We start from the raw sequence: 15094 nt of genomic DNA on the forward strand, positions 1-15094 counted from the left end.
CTTGCCGAAGTTGACGGAGTGGGCCTACCCCTTGGCTGAGTCGCTGCTCGCCGTGCCGCTGCCTCGGCGCTGGAAGCACTGTCTCGGAGTCGCCGAGAGGGCGCGCACCATCGCGCTCATCCTCGACCGAGACGCGGACCTGTTGGAGGCCGCGGCGGTGCTGCACGACATCGGTTATGCGCCGGACCTCGCCAAGACAGGCTTCCATCCACTGGACGGCGCCCGGTACCTCCGAGACGTGGCCGGCGCCGATGAGCGGGTCACCAATCTGGTCGCTCACCACTCTTGCTCATGGCTGGAGGCTGAAGCGCGCGGCCTGCACGCCGAATTGGTCGGCGAATTCCCGCGCGAGAGCGAGCATCTGAACGACGCCCTCTGCTACTGCGACATGAACACCACCCCGGACGGGACGTCGACCAACCCGGTTGACCGGATCAACGAGATCACTGGACGCTACGGCCCCGACAGTCTGATCGGTCGGTTCATCCGCCGGGCCGAACCGGAGATCCTCGCCTGCACGTGCCGCGTCCTTGAACGAGTCGCCGCCGCGAAGCGTCAGCCGATGTAGGGCGCTGGCCGTGTGTGGTCCATGGCGTGCTCGATACGGAGCCGCATCGTGGGGTGCACGTCCAACGTCTTCAGGTCCGCTGGGGCAACCCAGCGGACCTGAGTCGTTTCGTTGCTCGTGCGGAGTTCACCGCCGACCGGCCGCGCGCGGAAGCAGATGCTGAACTGCTGGCGAACCTCGCCGTCGTCGTATTGCATGACGTGTCCGGGGTCCGTGTAGAGGCCCGATACGTCGATCACCTCCGCGCGGATGCCGGTCTCCTCCCAGACCTCCCGCACGACGGTGTCACTGATGGATTCGCCCACGTCGTGCCCACCGCCGGGCAGTGCCCACCGCCCGTTGTCGGAGCGCTGGATCATCAGCACTTGTCCGGCGTCGTTCTGCACGAAGGCGACGACGGACGGCACAACTGAGTTGGCTGGCGGGGCGTCGGGGTCGTGCAGGTAATCGATGCGTCCCATGGTCAGGCTCCCGTGATACTCGCTATGTCCTGGTCAGAAACCGGCCGGGCGCTCTCCCAGGTGCGGTCAATACTGTTCGCGTACGTGTCGAAGAGGCTTCCGCCGGGGAGCCGTCGCAGGTGCATGACGGGCGCCATGTAGGCGCCGATGCCGTAGACGTGCGGGTTGACGAGCATCTCGTCATCGGCCCGGTAAATGGAGTTGTAGAGCGTCGATTCGTGCAACCGGAAACGAATGTCCGGGTGACTCCGCATGAGGGGGCGGTACAGCATGAGGGCATTTCGGATCTTGCCGTCCATGATCTGGTGCCCCTCGTCGATGCCCCGTTGCCGGACGGCCGCGCACCCAGGATCACCAAGCAGGATGCGCACCCGTGCCCCTGCTTCCACCTTCTCCTTGAGCAGGTCATGAAACAGGGGATCTTCGGAGAGGAACAGTCCGGAGTAGACGAGCACGTCCAGGCGCCGCTCAGCGCGTCTGTAGAGCTCCCGCCAGAGTCCGGCCGGCACAGTGTGCCGGTGCGGGTAGACGGTCGCTATCTCGGCTTTCGTCAGGTCTGCCGCGCTGCCGCTGGTCCGGCTGTCGTCCCACAGCGTGGTCACATCGACCTTGAGCGCTGCCGCCGTCGCGTACTGGTGACGTCGATACGGCACTTTGCCCTGAGTGATCCAACGTTCGACGGTCTTGGGGTTCACCTCGATCACTTCGGCGAGGCTCTGCACCGTCATGCCACGGGCGAGGAGAGCGGAGCGTAAGCGTTCGTTCGACATCTGCACCTCCGGTGGGACGTCTAGGGACTTCTTGACCGTAGCCAGAAGTCTCGAAGCTGTCCACGGGTGAGGTGACGAACTCCCCTGAACTGCAGCGATGCTGAATGCGCGCCAGAAAGTTCACGGCGCGAAACCACGAGGTTCCGCCGGTGCACTTGACGGACCCTCATGCGGTACCTGTAAAACAGGTATCGCATCGATTGAGTGCAGCACCTCGATCGAGAGGCGGCTTCATGCCGCATGTGCAGAAGGCGGGGACGCTGCAATCCCGCTGAAGGCCAGGGGACAGGGCTTCGGCCCGACTGGCGAGGTGGCCCGGTGACCGCGAGCAACGGCCGGAGGGTGGGGACACAGGTCCCCCTTGCAGCAGTCCCGTTCCGCTTTCGATCGATGGGGTTGTGATGCGTCAACGACAGCTTTGGGCGCCGCCGTGATGGACCGGCCGGCCAGCGCCGCAGCACGTTTCCCGGTCCGTCTCTTCCTGGTCTCGCAGCGCTGATGCTGCGGCCGGCTGCCTCTCCCGCCCGTCCGTTCCCCGCGTCTCGCCGGGGGCGTACGGGCGGGGGTGCGGGGAGCCGGAAGAGGTTCCACACGATGAGCGGTCCCCCGGGTGGCACCCCGGAGGACCGCAGACAGGCACCTGATTGGGAGGCACCTGTGTGCACGAGTCTGACAGAGGCCGAGCGCGAGGAGTTGTCGCGCCGGGTCAAGGAGGCCAACAAGCGCAGTGAGCAGGGCCGGGGCGGTGGTCAGCGGTGAAGCCGTTCCGCCTGGGCCATGAGACGCGGGCCGAGGACAACGCCCGCACGAATCGGCTGCTGGATGCCGCTGACGTGGCGTTCGAGCGTGAGCAGGCCACCCAGTTGGGCGCGGACTTCGAGGAGGTCGTCATGGAAGGTCTGCTGACCGACCGGGCGGTGCCCCTCTACCCGCCCGCCGGTCACTCGTTCCCGAGGAGGGGCTGACCGTGCTGGCGGCCGGTGAGGACACCGAGCACGCCCGGACGAAGCCGCCGCTCCCGGTCCGTCCGCCGCGTCCGCACCCGCACGCGGCCTGAGCACACATCTCGTTCAACCGCCCCGATGGTCGAAGGCCGGGTTCGACTCCCGGCCGGGGCGCTTCGCCCCCGCCGCGCTCTGCGGCGGGGGCTTTGTTCAACGGCGAGCGGCCCCCGGGAGGCACCCCGGGAGCCGCGTTCGGGCCGATCCACCTACGAGAGAGAACACGACCCAATGGATCACATCGTCACTGTTCAGGACGCTGTTACGGCGTTCGAGCCGTTCATGGAGCCCACGGCCAGGGAGCTGAAGGCGATCGAGCAGGAGATGCCCGTCATCCTGGCGGACGTCGACCTGCTCGACGCGCACATCGTCACCCTCGACCGCACGCCGACCGAGCTGGACGCCCGCCGCATCCGCCGGGCCCGCCGCCGCGCCCTGGCCGCGCGGGTGGCGCAGGTGAACCGGGCTTCGGCCCCGTTCGGCGGTGCAGCATGAACGGACCGCTGACGCTGGATGCTCTCGCGGTGTCGATGCGGGCGCTGCGGCTGCTCGCTCTGGAGTTCGGGCATCTGCCCGCCGCCGACGTGCGCCTGTCGACGATCGTCCCGGACGTGGTGGAGCTGTCGCTGCACGCGGCCGGCCCCGACGGGAACGGCCGGGACAGCTTCGCCGCCTTCGAGGCGTGGCGGCACGCCCTCGGCATCGCCCCCGACGCGGTCGTCTTCCGCGTCCAGGGCGACAGGCACACCCGGGTGCTGCGGGCGGCCGGCAGGTTCGGCGGCGCCACGGTGGACCTGATCGCCTACGCCCCCACCCCGCCCGCCACGGACAGCCGGGCGGGGGGTGTGGCATGAGGGCGAAGACCGTTCTGCCGGCCGTCGCGATGACGGCGGTGTCGATGGTGCTGACCCTGGCCGTGGTGGTGATGTGGCTGGGCCCGGTCATGCCGTGGCTGGTCGCGCTGGTCGTCGGGGTCGGTATCGACGGGGGATGGCTGGCCACCCTCGCCTACGAACGCCGGCTCGCCGCGCAGGGCGACCACAACCGGGCCGTGACCGCCGTCGGCTGGAGCTTCGGCCTGCTCGCCACCGGTGTCCTGGTCGCCCACGCCCTGACCGCCGACCATGCCGTCGGGGCGTGGCTGGCCGTGGCCTGGCTGCCGCTCGCCGCCAAGGCGCTGTGGTTGGTGCACGGGCTGTGGGAGCGCACCGCACTCACCCCCATCGCGCTGGACGCGATCCGCGGCATTCAGCAGGAGGCCCGCGATGAGGCGGCCGTGGCCCGCGCCCGGCTCCGGGCGGAGGCCGCGACCGAGGAGACGCGGTTGACGGCCGTGACGGACGCCGGAGCCCGCGTCGCCCGCGTCCAGGCCAAGACCGCACAGACCCTCTCCGCGGCCTGGTCGACGCTCGAGAACGCCCGGGAGGGCGAGGACACCAACAGGGCACTGACCTGCGTGACGGCTCGCGTCACACCCGACACCGCACCGCGCTGGGACCTGCCCGTCTGGGGCCCGACCGAGCCGGTCGCCAAGGTGGAGGAATCGACCGGGGCCGGTCGGGGACGGTCTATGGCTGACCTGCCTAAATCGACCCCGTCGCCGATCACGGTGTCGCTGGTAAGGGTGCCCGACACGGTTGCCTCGATCGAGCGGCGCACCACGGCCGCCGAATCGAGCCGTCCGCGTCGGGCCACGGGCCGGATTCCGGCAGCGGCCAAACCGACCCGCACCAAGCGCACCCCCGAGCAGCTGCTGTCCGAAGCCCGCGCCGCAACGGCCGACTGGCCGGACCAGAAGGTGACCGCCGAGGGCATTCGCCGCGCGGTGCGCACCTCGCCGGCCAACGCGCGGATGCTGCGGGAGACGCTGCTCGCTGAGCGGACCGGGGCGGAGGGCGCCTTATGAGCCCGCTCACCCTGACCGCTGGTGCGGCGGCCGTTGCCGTGCTGTGGGCGGTGCATGCGTGCTGGCTGGCGAGCCGGTTACGCACCGCCCGCCGAGACCCGCTGACCGGGCTGTGGACCCGAGACGCCTTCACCCGCCGGGCCCGCCGCCTGCTGCGCAACCCCCACGCCGTGGTGGTCCTGGCCGACGTCGACCACTTCAAACAGGTCAACGACGTCCACGGCCACGCCGCCGGAGACGCCCTGCTCGCCACCACCGCCACCCGCCTCGCCCACGCCGTGGGCCGGACCGGGGTGGCCGGCCGACTCGGGGGTGATGAGTTCGCCGCCGTCCTCATCGACCGCGACGCCACCGCCGCCGACCAACTGGCCGTCCTGGGCCGCGTCCTGGCCCGCCCGGTGGAAACCGCACCCGACGTCCACACCACCGTGTCGCTGGGCTGGGTCCGCCGCGGCGACCACCCCGGCGAGGACCTGTCCGCACTGCTGCGCCGCGCGGACGAAGCCATGTACGCGGCCAAACACGGACCCTCCCGCGTCCGCCGCGCCGCCCTGGGACGCCTGCTCGCCCACCTCACCGGCCGCCGCCCCGGCCGCCGGGGCACCGCATGAGCACCCTGCCCGTCTACCGCTGGCACCTGGCCCCGGACGGCTACGCCACACGTCGCCAACTCCGTGCCCTTGGGTTGCGGCCGGGTGGTCAGGACGTGGTCGCACAACTGGAGCGCCCCCGCCGACGGCGGGGCCCGCTGGTCGCCTACCTCTACCGCATCGACCAGGCAAAGCCGGTCCGACCCATGACCCCCGCCCGGCACGCCGCGCTCGCCAAGGCAAACGCCGCCCGTCGTTTCTGCCCGGCGTGCCGGCGTGATGCCGGATACGTCATCCCTCTCTCGCTCGGCACCTGTGTGCCCTGCGCCGACCACGGCCCGAACGGGCCCGAAAGGAGCATCTGTTGAGGAACGCCGACGTCCGTCGTCTGGACCGTGAGATCCGGGTGACCACGAAGAAGCTGGAGGCCGTGCGGCGGGGTGAGGTGTGGCCGTTGAACGGCCGCGAGCGCCGCGCCATGGCCCGTGCGGTGGCCACTGGCGTCTACCGCACCGCCCGCGGCCGGGACGCCGGCCGCGCGGAGCAGCAGATCGACACCACCAGCAGCGCGGCCGAGATGCGGCTGAACGCGGAGCTGACCGCCCTGCACGGCGAGCGGCAGCGGCTCATCACCGAGACCGCCCGCGCCAAGGCGGCGCGGAAGTCCTCCGGCTGGTGGTGACCAGCGCATAGCGCCGGGGTGGCCGCTTCTTTCCACAGGCCCGGCCACCCCGGCGCCCTTCCTCACTCCCGCCCCTTGCCGGGGGCAGTCAGGAGCACTTGCAGCATGTCCGAGAACGTCGTTCACCTCCACAAGCCCACCGACCCCCCGCCCGCCGAACCGGCGGCCGTGACCACCCTCACCGTCGTTCCCGACGCGCCGCCCGCGGCGCCGGTGCCGTTGTGGGTGCGCTCCGGGCGTGCAGTGAAGACCGCCGTCACGCACGAGCGCACCACCACGCTCGTGCGGGCGGTCGCCCGGCACAGTCTCTACACCGTCAACGGCGGGCGGATCGTGGCCCGCCGCACCTGGGACGGCCGTACCGGCTCCCGGTACGAACGCATGCTCCGGGCCGCCGAAGCCGCGGGGAACTACGAGGTGGCCGAGGAGTGGGAGGAGCGGCTGCAGCGCTTCCGCGACGCCCGCCACCGCCGCCGCATGGACCTCCTTCACTCCCCCGTCGACGCCGCCAAGGGCATGGCCGTCGGGGCCGGCATGAGCATCGGCGTGCTGGTCGCCCTCGGCATCGTCATGGCCCTCAACACCGGCCAGGCCGGGGACGTCATCACCCCGCTGTCCGCGACCATCGACTTCATCGCCCTGCTCATCCGCATCGTGCAGGTCGTCTGGGGCCCGGCCCTCACCATCGGCCCGTTCCTCGCCCTGTTCGCCCTGTGGGCGGTGGGCAGCAAGCAGCAGGCCGCACCCGCCTGGGCGCTCCCGGCGAACGTCCGCAACGGCGAGGGCGAGCCGATCACCCCGTCCATCGTGGTCAAGGCCCTGCGCGACCTGGGCGTGCCCGCCCTGGCACGGGCCATCAAGGAGATGGGCGACGCCGGCGCCTCCATGCTCGGGCCGATCCGGATCGCCGGATGCGGCATCGAAGTCGACGTGACCCTTCCCTCAGGGGTGTCGACCAACGAGGTGCAGGCCAAGCGGCGCAAGCTCGCCGAGAACCTCACCCGGCACGAACACGAAGTGTTCATCACCATCCCGACCGCGGCCCGCACCGTCCGGCTGTGGGTCGCCGACTCCGGCGCCCTGGACGAGCCGATCGGCCCTTCCCCGCTGGTCATGGACGAGAGCCTGACCGCCGACTACGCCAAGGGCAAGGCGCCGTGGGGGCAGGACCTGCGCGGGGATGCCGCCGCCCTGTCGCTGTATCAGCGGCACCTGCTCATCACCGGCCTGTCCAACCAGGGCAAGACCGCCGCTCTCCGGGCGCTCGCCCTGTGGCTGGCGCTGGACCGGTCGGTTGAGTTCCGCGTCGCGGACCTGAAGGGCGCCGGTGACTGGGCCATGTATGACGGGCTCGCCACCGTGCTGATCCAGGGGCCGACCGATGAGCACGTGATCGAGGCGACCGAGATGCTCGAAGGGGGCGTCAGCGAGATGGAACGCCGTCTGCAGGCACCCCCGGGCACCGCGTTCCCGCCGCTGATCCTGCTGGTGGACGAGGCGCAGGTGGCGTTCATGTGCCCGCTGCTCGACGAAGACAAGCGCCCCTACGGCGGTTCCAAGGCCACCTCTCGCTACTTCATGGCCGCGCGCAAGATTCACAACCAGGGACGTGCGGTCAACGTGCTGCTGTGGCAGGGCACTCAGGACCCCACCGACCAGAACCTTCCCAAGCTCGTGCGCGAGGGCGCGCACACGCGTGCCTCGCTCGCCCTCGGTACCGAGTCGCAGGCCCGGATGGCGCTGGGCGACAAGGCCGTTGACGGGGGCGCGGCACCCAACCTGCTGCGGCCCGGGCTCGACAAGGGCACCGTGGTCGTCGCCTCGGACGGGATTGAGATTCCGGCGGGGCAGTCGTCGCTCACGGTGCGCACGCACTACATCGACACCGAGACCGCGACCGAGATCGCCGAACGCGCCAAGCGGCTGCGCGACGGGGTCACCACGCTGCACGTGATCGAGCGGGGCGAGGAACGCGACCCGCTCGCCGACATCGCCGGCGTGTTCGGCCAGGCTCCGCGGCTGGTCACGCAGGACGTCCTCAAGCGGCTCACCGCGCTGAACGAGACCGCCTACGGATCATGGACGTTCGCCGACCTGCGCCGTGTGCTGGAGGGCACCGGAGCCGAGCCGTACAAGTCCGACGGCCGCATGGTCGTCGCCCGCGAACGCCTCGCCCGCGCCCTCGCCAACCGCGACGGCGAGGGTTCCGTTTCCGCCGACTGACGGCAGGGAGCCGACCCCCGGCGGGTCAGGGAGGCAGGGAGAACTCCCTAACCCCCTCCCTGACCCGCCTCCCTCCCCCTGACCAGCGCGAATGATCGTCCAGGGAGGTAGGGAGGCGCCCAGGTCACACCCTTCAAACACCCCTTCACACGGCATCCCCAAGGGGGTGTCCCTGCCTCCCTGACCATGTACCGGAAGGGATTCCGCATGCATCCCGAACACGTCCCCCACCCGCCCGCCGAACGGGCCTTACCGGTCCACTCCCCGACCCCGCTCCCGCCCGCTGTCGTCCACCCCTCACCGGTCGTGCCGGTGCAACCGGGCACGATCCCGGCGGTGGCGAGCATCGTCCTGCCGGACGGCCGGATCATCACCGGCTACGCCGTCGACCACACCCAGCACGCCCCGGCCGCGACCATGCCGGCCGTCTCTCGCACCGCGGTGAACCTCGCCCTCGGCGGCGTCGGCTTCCTCGCGGTGTGCGGCGGACTGCTCCTGCTCACCTCGTTCATCGCCGCCCTGGCCGCGCTCGTCACCCAGCTCATCACCCTGGCCGCCGTCATCTTCGGCGGATGGATCGCCGCCCAGGTCCTCGGAACGAGCGGCCACCGCGGCGGGACCACGGTGAACATCCGCAAGGCCGTGATCAAGCGCAACCACTTCCACGGCTAGCCACCAAGGGCGGCCCCCGCTTCCGCCAAGAACACGGGGCCGCCCTTGTGCCCAGCACCCATCAAGGAACTGGAGACATCCAGCATGACCCAAGACACCCGTGCCGCGCTGCTCCGTACAGCGCTGGACGCCGCGGAACGCGGCTGGCACGTCTTCCCTCTCCGCCCCGGCAGCAAGCGGCCGGCCCTGCACGGTGAGAAGACCTGCACCCGCACCGGCCCGTGCGCGGCCGGACACCGGAAGTGGGAGCAGCGCGCCACCACCGACCCGGACCGGATCCGGGCCGCGTGGTCGCGGGCGCCGTTCAACGTCGGCATCGCCACCGGCCCCTCCGGGCTGGTCGTCGTCGACCTGGACACCCCGAAGGACAACAGCAGTGGGGACGCGCCTTGCGGCGCGGCGACCTTTGCAGCGCTCTGCGAGCGCGCCGGCCACGCCGTCCCCACCACCTACCGGGTGCGGACCGCGAGCGGCGGGACGCACCTGTACTTCACCGCCCCGCACGGGGCCCGGCTCGCCAACACGGCGGGCACCGTCGCGGACGCGGTCGACACCCGCGCGTGGGGCGGCTACGTCGTCGCCGCGGGCAGCATCACCCCCGCCGGACCGTACGAAGCCCTGTGCGGCCCCGTGGCCGTGTCCCTGCCCGGGTGGCTGCAAGCCGTCCTGCAACCGGCCCCCGCCCGCCCTGCGGCCCCCCTGAGGCTCCCCGCGGTGGACGGAAGCCGGGCGGCCGTGGCCGCGCTGGAAGCCGAATGCGCCGCCGTCACCACCGCGCCAGAGGGGCTGCGCAACAGCACGCTGAACCGCAGCGCCTTCAAGGTGGGACGGTTCGTCGCGTGGGGCGACCTCCCCCGCAACGTGGCAGAGGACGCCTTCCAAGCGGCAGGAGAGGCGGCGGGACTCACCCCGGCCGAGTGCCGCACCACCATCCGAAGCGCCCTCAACAGCTCGATCCGCACCGCCCGGCCGCGGGAGGCGGCATGACCACCGAACCCCACCCCCGCTTGGAAGGCCAACCGGCCCCGGCCACCGGCCCGCACGCCGCCGAACCGGGCGCCGTCCGGCCGGTCGTGGGCGAGCCGAAAGGCGCCGCCCGCAAGGGCGTCGTCACTGCCCTTCGCTCGAACCGGTTCCCGACCACCGGAGCGCACCCCAGCAACGCCCCGACCCCGGAGCGGCCCGGTATCCGCACCGGAACCCCTGCCACGCTGGAACGGAGGAACGCTGTATGAGCACCACCACGGTTGACGGGGCCGCGTTGCTGAACGAGGTGGAAGCCTTCCACCGCCGGTTCAACGTCTTCCCCACCGAAGCCGCCTACGTCGCCGTCGCCCTGTGGGACGCACACGCGCACCTGCTCGACTGCTTCGACTCCACCCCCCGGCTCGCCTTCCTCTCCCCCGAGCCGGGCTCGGGCAAGTCCCGCGCACTGGAGATCGTGGAAACCCTCGTGCCGCACCCCATGGTGGCCGTCAATGCGTCCGCCGCCGCCCTGTTCCGCGCGGTGTCCGGAGCCGACGGCAGGCCGACCATCCTGTTCGATGAGATCGACACAGTGTTTGGGCCGAAGGCGGGGGACAACGAGGAACTGCGTGGCTTCCTCAACGCCGGCCACCGCCGCTCCGGGGTGACATACCGGTGCATCGGCGACGGCGGTAACCAGACCGTGCAAGCTTTCCCCTCGTACTGCGCGGTCGCGGTCGCCGGTCTCGGCTCGCTGCCGGACACGATCCTGACCCGTTCCGTCGTCATCCGCATGCGCCGCCGGGCCAGGAACGAGAAGGTCGAACCGTTCCGGGCCCGTATCCACGAAGCCGAGGGGCGCAAGCTGCGCGACCGGCTCGCGCAGTGGGCCGAGCACGCTCGCGCGCAGGTCACCGGGGCGTGGCCGGAGATGCCGGACGGGGTCACCGACCGGCCGGCGGACGTGTGGGAACCGCTGCTTGCCGTCGCCGACGCGGTAGGGGGCGACTGGCCCGGCCGGGCCCGGGAGGCGTGCGTGACCCTGGTCAAGGCCGCGCAGTACACCGACAAGCACAGTCTCGGCATCCGGCTGCTCACGGACCTGCGCGATCACGTGCTCATCGGCATCGACCGGCTGCCCACAATCGCCATCATCGACCGGCTCAACGCCCTGGACGACGCTCCCTGGGCCGACCTCAACGGCAAGCCGCTCGACAACCGCCGGCTGTCCCGGATGCTCGGGGAGTACATGACGGCCGACAACGAGCCGATCCGCTCCCGCAACATCCGCACCGCCGGCGGGGTCCTGAAGGGATTCCACGCCGCCGACCTCGCCGACGCGTGGGCCCGTTACTGCCCGCCTCCCCAGGACTCCGCTACATCCGCTACGCCGCTACAGCCCAGCTCAGACCCCCTGGAGCTGTAGCGGCACCGAAGCGTGTAGCGGCTACGCCCGCTACTCCGTAGCGCGTGCGTAGCCGCTACACGCCACCCGTCCGCTACAAAAAGACACCCGCTGACCTGCGATGTAGCGCTGTAGCGGATGTAGCGGACTTCTGAGAGCAGGGCCGACACCAGACAACCCCGCCGAGGAGACATCCCGGATGAGCACAGTCATCGCCGCACCTGTGGACCGGCTGCTCTACACGCCGGAAGAGGCCGCCGAAGCACTCGCCATCGGCCGCTCGACCCTTTACGAGCTGATGGCCGACGGAGCCCTGAAGTACATCAAGTTGGGCCGCTGCCGCCGCATCCGGCGGACGGACCTCGAAAGCTACGTGGCCGACCTCGCCCCGCTGCCCAACTGAGCCACGCTTCACCCTGAGGCGGCCCCGGACCGACGTCCGGGGCCGCCTCCCGTACGGAGGAACGCATGAGCCCTCGCAAGGCGAACATGGAATCGTCCATATATCTGGGCAATGACGGCTGGTGGCACGGCCGCGTGACGATGGGCGTCAAGGACGACGGCAGCCCGGACCGGCGCCACCGCAGAGCACGCACCGAGGCGGAGGTGCGCCGAAAGGTCCGCGAACTGGAAGCGCTCCGGGAGCAAGGACGCGCACCCAAGGCCGGCCGCAAGCCGACCGTGGAACAGTGGATGACCACGTACCTCACCGACATCGCGTCGCTGAAGCTGAAGCCGCGTTCCCTTGACGACTACTGGTCCAAGACGCGCAACGACATCATCCCCGGGGTCGGTAAGCACCGGCTCGACAAGTTGGCCCCGGAGCACCTGGAGCGGATGTACCGGGCGATGCTGGACGAGGGGCACGCCCCGTCTCACGTGCTCAAGGTGCACCGCATCCTTTCCCGTGCTCTGAAGATTGCCCACCGCCGGCGGCTCATCGTCGAGAACGTCGCCACCCTCGTGGACCCGCCGACGGTGGACGAGACCGAGGCGAACCCGTTCACCACCGAGGAAGCGAAGGCATTTCTGGAGGCCGCCGCCAAGCGGCCCACTTTCATGCGGTGGTGTGTCGGGGTCGGTATGGGATTCCGGCAGGGCGAAACACTCGGCTTGCGGTGGCCGTATGTCGACCTGGAGAACGAGCTGTTCCACCCCGAATGGCAGCTTCAGCGCCTCACGTGGCGACACGGCTGCGAGGACCCGCACGCGTGCGGCGGTAAGTTCCACCGATTCGAGCCTTGCCCGCCGGAATGCAAGGCGCACAAGGGCTACAAGCGCGGGTGCCCCATGCCGTGCCCCAAGGGGTGCACCGGGCACGCTCGCGCTTGCCCCGAGCGGCAGGGCGGTGGCCTGGTCTTCACTCGCCCGAAAACCAAGAAGAGCCGGAACGCCGTGCCGATCCCGCCGCCGTTCATCTCCTACCTGCGGGAGCACATGGCACAACAGGACGAGATGCGCACCGCGGCCGGGGAGCTGTGGCAGGAACACAAGCTCGTCTTCACGCGTCCAGACGGCCGGCCGCTGGACCCGCGGCAGGACTGGGAGGAGTTCAAGGAGCTGCTTGCGGAAGCGGGAATCGACGACCGACGTCTGTACGACGGGAGCCGCCACACCGCCGGGACGATCCTGAACGAACTCGGGGTGGACATGCCCACGATCATGGAGATCCTGCGGCACACCCAGATCAGTCAGACCCGGCGATACGTGAAGGGGAGATCCCACCTGTCCAAGGACGCGATGCGTCGCATGGGGGACACGTTCATGCCCCGTCCGAGAGCCGCCACTGAGACCAGAACTGAGACCCCGGACACCCGCGCGGAGCGCGCCCGGCGCCGTCGCCGCATCCGGTAGAAGCAAGAACCCCAGGTCACGGAGTAGGTGACCTGGGGTTCAATGGAGCCGCCTTCGGGATTCGAACCCGAGACCTACGCATTACGAGTGCGTTGCTCTGGCCATCTGAGCTAAGGCGGCGCGCTGTCCGCACCATGGTGCGATCGACAACGACGGTAAGTCTACACAGTTCCGAGGGGTGCTTCGCACACGCCCTGGGGGCGGGGTCAGGGCCCCCAGGGCGCAGGCGCGGCTACCGGCAGCGCTTGCCGTCAGCGGGCGGGGTGCCGTCGACGAGGTGGGCGTTGATGGCGGCGTCGATGCAGGCGCTGCCCCGGCCGTAGGCGGTGTGGCCGTCGCCGTCGTAGGTGAGGAGGCGGGCGGTGTCGAGCTGGGCGGCCAGGGCCTCGGACCAGCGGTAGGGAGTGGCCGGGTCGCGGGTGGTGCCGACGACGACGATGGGGGCGGCCCCCTTGGCCTCGATCCGCTGCGGCTGCCCGGTCGGCGCCACCGGCCAGTAGGCGCAGTTCAGGGCGGCCCAGGCGAAGCCCTCGCCGAAGACCGGGGACGCCTTCTCGAAGTCGGGCACGGCCTCGCGCACCTGCTCCGGGGTCTCGAAGGCCGGCGGGAGGTCGAGGCAGTTCACGGCCGCGTTGGCGAACATCAGGTTGGAGTACTTTCCGTCGGCGTCGCGCTCGTAGTAGCTGTCGGACAGGAAGAGGAGTCCGGCGCCGTCGTTCTCCTTCATGGCCGAGGTCAGCGACTCGCGCAGTTGCTGCCAGGCGCCCTCGTCGTACATCGCGGCGATCACGCCCATGGTGGCCAGTGACTCGGTGAGCCGGCGGCCGTCGGCGTCGCCGGTGGGCAGCGGCTTGGTGTCCAGCTCGTCGAAGAAGGCCTTGAGGTTCTTGCCGGCCTGCTCGGGGGTGGTGCCGCGGTCACCGAGCGGGCAGTCGGTCTGCCGCACGCAGTCCTCGGCGAAGGCCGTGAAGGCGGTGTCGAAGCCGGCCGTCTGCTCCTTGTTGAGCTGCCGGGCGGGCAGGGACGGGTCCATCGCGCCGTCCAGGACCAGCCGGCCCGTCCGGTGCGGGTACAGCCCGGCGTACGTCGCGCCGAGGAAGGTTCCGTACGAGGCGCCCACGTAGTTCAGCTTCTCGTCGCCCAGTGCGGCGCGGACGATGTCCATGTCACGGGCCGCCTCCACGGTGGACAGGTGGCGCAGCAGTTTCGGGGCGTCCGCGCCGCAGCCCTCGGCGAACGTCCGGAAGGCCGTGACGAGTGCCTGGGTCTCCTTCTCGTCGTCGGGCGTCAGGTCGGTCTGCGTGTACGCGTCCATCTCGGGCCCGTCGAGGCACTCGACGGGTTCGCTGCGGGCGACGCCCCGGGGGTCGACGGCGACCATGTCGTAGCGGGCGCGGACCTCGGCCGGGTAACCGATGCCCGCGTACGCCTGGAGGTAGCCGATCGCCGAGCCGCCCGGTCCACCGGGGTTCACCAGGAGGGAGCCGAGCCGCTCCCCCGGTCCGGTGGCCTTCTTGCGGGCGACGGCGAGGCGGACGTCACCGTCGGCCGGTTCGGCGTAGTCCCTCGGGGCCCGGACGGTGGCGCACTGGAAGCCGGGGGTGCCGCAGTCGCGCCAGGCCGGCTTCTGCGCGTAGTACCGGGCCAGCGAGTCGGGAGCGCTGCGCGGCAGCGGGGCCAGCGTGGGCGCCTCTTCCGCCGCGGACGCGCCGGCGCTCGTCGACGTCGCCCCGGCGGAACAGCCGGCCAGCAGCAGGGCGACGGCCGCGAGCAGGGTCGCCCCGGTACGGAGGCGGGTTCTGCCGGTGCGCCGGTCGCCCGGGGCCCTGCCGGTCCTTCCCGCGCGGGGGCCGAGGTCGGGGCTGCCGGTCCTCCCCGTGCGGGGGCCGGGGCGGCCGGGGCTGCCGCTGGTGCTGGGGGTCGGGCCGGTCGTGCGGGGGGTGCGCCGTGAGTCCATGCCGCGAGGGTAACCGTGTGCGACGGTGCGAGTGCCGTG

Annotated in this window: 17 protein-coding genes and 1 tRNA gene; 14 read left to right on the forward strand and 4 right to left on the reverse strand. The window is 70.9% G+C overall.

The features are described 5' to 3' along the window. Window position 1: 1 nt before the first annotated feature. Window positions 2–568, forward strand: a complete 567-nt coding sequence (locus tag AC02VZ_RS19065) for an HD domain-containing protein (RefSeq protein WP_476475940.1) — start codon at window positions 2–4, stop codon at window positions 566–568. Here the strand turns inward: AC02VZ_RS19065 and AC02VZ_RS19070 are convergent. Beyond that, window positions 556–1029: an NUDIX domain-containing protein gene (locus AC02VZ_RS19070; RefSeq protein ID WP_476475941.1), complete on the reverse strand. Its 474-nt coding sequence runs from the start codon at window positions 1027–1029 to the stop codon at window positions 556–558. The two genes, AC02VZ_RS19065 and AC02VZ_RS19070, sit on opposite strands and share 13 nt — an antisense overlap. A gap of 2 nt (window positions 1030–1031) precedes the next feature. Continuing rightward, window positions 1032–1799: an XRE family transcriptional regulator gene (locus tag AC02VZ_RS19075; RefSeq protein ID WP_476475942.1), complete on the reverse strand. Its 768-nt coding sequence runs from the start codon at window positions 1797–1799 to the stop codon at window positions 1032–1034. Window positions 1800–2554: 755 nt separating this feature from the next. Here AC02VZ_RS19075 and AC02VZ_RS19080 point away from each other — a divergent pair. From AC02VZ_RS19080 to AC02VZ_RS19140, 13 genes are all read left to right on the forward strand, one after another. After that, the gene (locus AC02VZ_RS19080; RefSeq protein WP_476475943.1) at window positions 2555–2764 is read left to right on the forward strand and encodes a hypothetical protein; all 210 of its coding nucleotides are present in this window, start codon (window positions 2555–2557) and stop codon (window positions 2762–2764) included. 267 nt (window positions 2765–3031) lie between these two features. Then, window positions 3032–3295 (forward strand): DUF6284 family protein, encoded by a 264-nt coding sequence (locus AC02VZ_RS19085; protein ID WP_476475944.1) that lies wholly within the window; start codon window positions 3032–3034, stop codon window positions 3293–3295. After that, complete coding sequence (locus AC02VZ_RS19090; protein ID WP_476475945.1) at window positions 3292–3654, forward strand: hypothetical protein; 363 nt, start codon at window positions 3292–3294, stop codon at window positions 3652–3654. Before AC02VZ_RS19085 ends, AC02VZ_RS19090 begins: the two co-directional genes overlap by 4 nt. Beyond that, a complete protein-coding gene (locus AC02VZ_RS19095) occupies window positions 3651–4706 on the forward strand; it encodes a hypothetical protein (RefSeq protein WP_476475946.1) in 1056 nt (351 codons plus the stop codon). Before AC02VZ_RS19090 ends, AC02VZ_RS19095 begins: the two co-directional genes overlap by 4 nt. Continuing rightward, on the forward strand, window positions 4703–5317 hold the full coding sequence (locus AC02VZ_RS19100; protein ID WP_476475947.1) for a GGDEF domain-containing protein: 615 nt from the start codon (window positions 4703–4705) through the stop codon (window positions 5315–5317). Before AC02VZ_RS19095 ends, AC02VZ_RS19100 begins: the two co-directional genes overlap by 4 nt. Beyond that, window positions 5314–5664, forward strand: a complete 351-nt coding sequence (locus AC02VZ_RS19105; protein WP_476475948.1) for an RRQRL motif-containing zinc-binding protein — start codon at window positions 5314–5316, stop codon at window positions 5662–5664. Before AC02VZ_RS19100 ends, AC02VZ_RS19105 begins: the two co-directional genes overlap by 4 nt. Continuing rightward, window positions 5661–5978, forward strand: coding sequence for a hypothetical protein (locus AC02VZ_RS19110; protein WP_476475949.1), 318 nt, complete (start codon window positions 5661–5663; stop codon window positions 5976–5978). The genes AC02VZ_RS19105 and AC02VZ_RS19110 overlap by 4 nt, the downstream gene beginning before the upstream one ends. Window positions 5979–6083: 105 nt before the next feature. Beyond that, window positions 6084–8201 carry an FtsK/SpoIIIE domain-containing protein gene (locus AC02VZ_RS19115; protein ID WP_476475950.1) on the forward strand — a complete coding sequence of 706 codons (2118 nt, stop codon included), beginning with the start codon at window positions 6084–6086 and terminating at the stop codon, window positions 8199–8201. Window positions 8202–8408: 207 nt separating this feature from the next. Continuing rightward, complete coding sequence (locus AC02VZ_RS19120; RefSeq protein WP_476475951.1) at window positions 8409–8873, forward strand: hypothetical protein; 465 nt, start codon at window positions 8409–8411, stop codon at window positions 8871–8873. Between the two features lie 84 nt (window positions 8874–8957). Then, on the forward strand, window positions 8958–9860 hold the full coding sequence (locus tag AC02VZ_RS19125) for a bifunctional DNA primase/polymerase (protein WP_476475952.1): 903 nt from the start codon (window positions 8958–8960) through the stop codon (window positions 9858–9860). A 244-nt stretch (window positions 9861–10104) separates the two neighbouring features. After that, complete coding sequence (locus AC02VZ_RS19130) at window positions 10105–11265, forward strand: DUF3631 domain-containing protein (RefSeq protein WP_476475953.1); 1161 nt, start codon at window positions 10105–10107, stop codon at window positions 11263–11265. Window positions 11266–11443: 178 nt separating this feature from the next. Next, window positions 11444–11647, forward strand: a complete 204-nt coding sequence (locus AC02VZ_RS19135; RefSeq protein ID WP_164337615.1) for a helix-turn-helix domain-containing protein — start codon at window positions 11444–11446, stop codon at window positions 11645–11647. Window positions 11648–11712: 65 nt separating this feature from the next. Further along, a complete protein-coding gene (locus tag AC02VZ_RS19140; protein WP_476475954.1) occupies window positions 11713–13098 on the forward strand; it encodes a tyrosine-type recombinase/integrase in 1386 nt (461 codons plus the stop codon). 43 nt (window positions 13099–13141) lie between these two features. Here AC02VZ_RS19140 and AC02VZ_RS19145 read toward each other — a convergent pair. After that, a tRNA-Thr gene (locus AC02VZ_RS19145) sits at window positions 13142–13218 on the reverse strand. Window positions 13219–13330: 112 nt separating this feature from the next. Next, window positions 13331–15055, reverse strand: a complete 1725-nt coding sequence (locus AC02VZ_RS19150) for an alpha/beta hydrolase (RefSeq protein ID WP_476475955.1) — start codon at window positions 15053–15055, stop codon at window positions 13331–13333. Between the last annotated feature and the right edge of the window lie 39 nt (window positions 15056–15094).

This window comes from Streptomyces sp. 3-6 (assembly GCF_056323165.1).

What these genes read in the sequence shown, in the direction of transcription:
- AC02VZ_RS19070 (WP_476475941.1), bottom strand. Translation starts at nt 1,029, where the DNA reads ATGGGACGCATCGATTACCTGCACGACCCCGACGCCCCGCCAGCCAAC.
- AC02VZ_RS19075 (WP_476475942.1), bottom strand. Translation starts at nt 1,799, where the DNA reads ATGTCGAACGAACGCTTACGCTCCGCTCTCCTCGCCCGTGGCATGACG.
- AC02VZ_RS19085 (WP_476475944.1), top strand. Translation starts at nt 3,032, where the DNA reads ATGGATCACATCGTCACTGTTCAGGACGCTGTTACGGCGTTCGAGCCG.
- AC02VZ_RS19090 (WP_476475945.1), top strand. Translation starts at nt 3,292, where the DNA reads ATGAACGGACCGCTGACGCTGGATGCTCTCGCGGTGTCGATGCGGGCG.
- AC02VZ_RS19095 (WP_476475946.1), top strand. Translation starts at nt 3,651, where the DNA reads ATGAGGGCGAAGACCGTTCTGCCGGCCGTCGCGATGACGGCGGTGTCG.
- AC02VZ_RS19100 (WP_476475947.1), top strand. Translation starts at nt 4,703, where the DNA reads ATGAGCCCGCTCACCCTGACCGCTGGTGCGGCGGCCGTTGCCGTGCTG.
- AC02VZ_RS19105 (WP_476475948.1), top strand. Translation starts at nt 5,314, where the DNA reads ATGAGCACCCTGCCCGTCTACCGCTGGCACCTGGCCCCGGACGGCTAC.
- AC02VZ_RS19115 (WP_476475950.1), top strand. Translation starts at nt 6,084, where the DNA reads ATGTCCGAGAACGTCGTTCACCTCCACAAGCCCACCGACCCCCCGCCC.
- AC02VZ_RS19120 (WP_476475951.1), top strand. Translation starts at nt 8,409, where the DNA reads ATGCATCCCGAACACGTCCCCCACCCGCCCGCCGAACGGGCCTTACCG.
- AC02VZ_RS19125 (WP_476475952.1), top strand. Translation starts at nt 8,958, where the DNA reads ATGACCCAAGACACCCGTGCCGCGCTGCTCCGTACAGCGCTGGACGCC.
- AC02VZ_RS19130 (WP_476475953.1), top strand. Translation starts at nt 10,105, where the DNA reads ATGAGCACCACCACGGTTGACGGGGCCGCGTTGCTGAACGAGGTGGAA.
- AC02VZ_RS19135 (WP_164337615.1), top strand. Translation starts at nt 11,444, where the DNA reads ATGAGCACAGTCATCGCCGCACCTGTGGACCGGCTGCTCTACACGCCG.
- AC02VZ_RS19140 (WP_476475954.1), top strand. Translation starts at nt 11,713, where the DNA reads ATGAGCCCTCGCAAGGCGAACATGGAATCGTCCATATATCTGGGCAAT.
- AC02VZ_RS19150 (WP_476475955.1), bottom strand. Translation starts at nt 15,055, where the DNA reads ATGGACTCACGGCGCACCCCCCGCACGACCGGCCCGACCCCCAGCACC.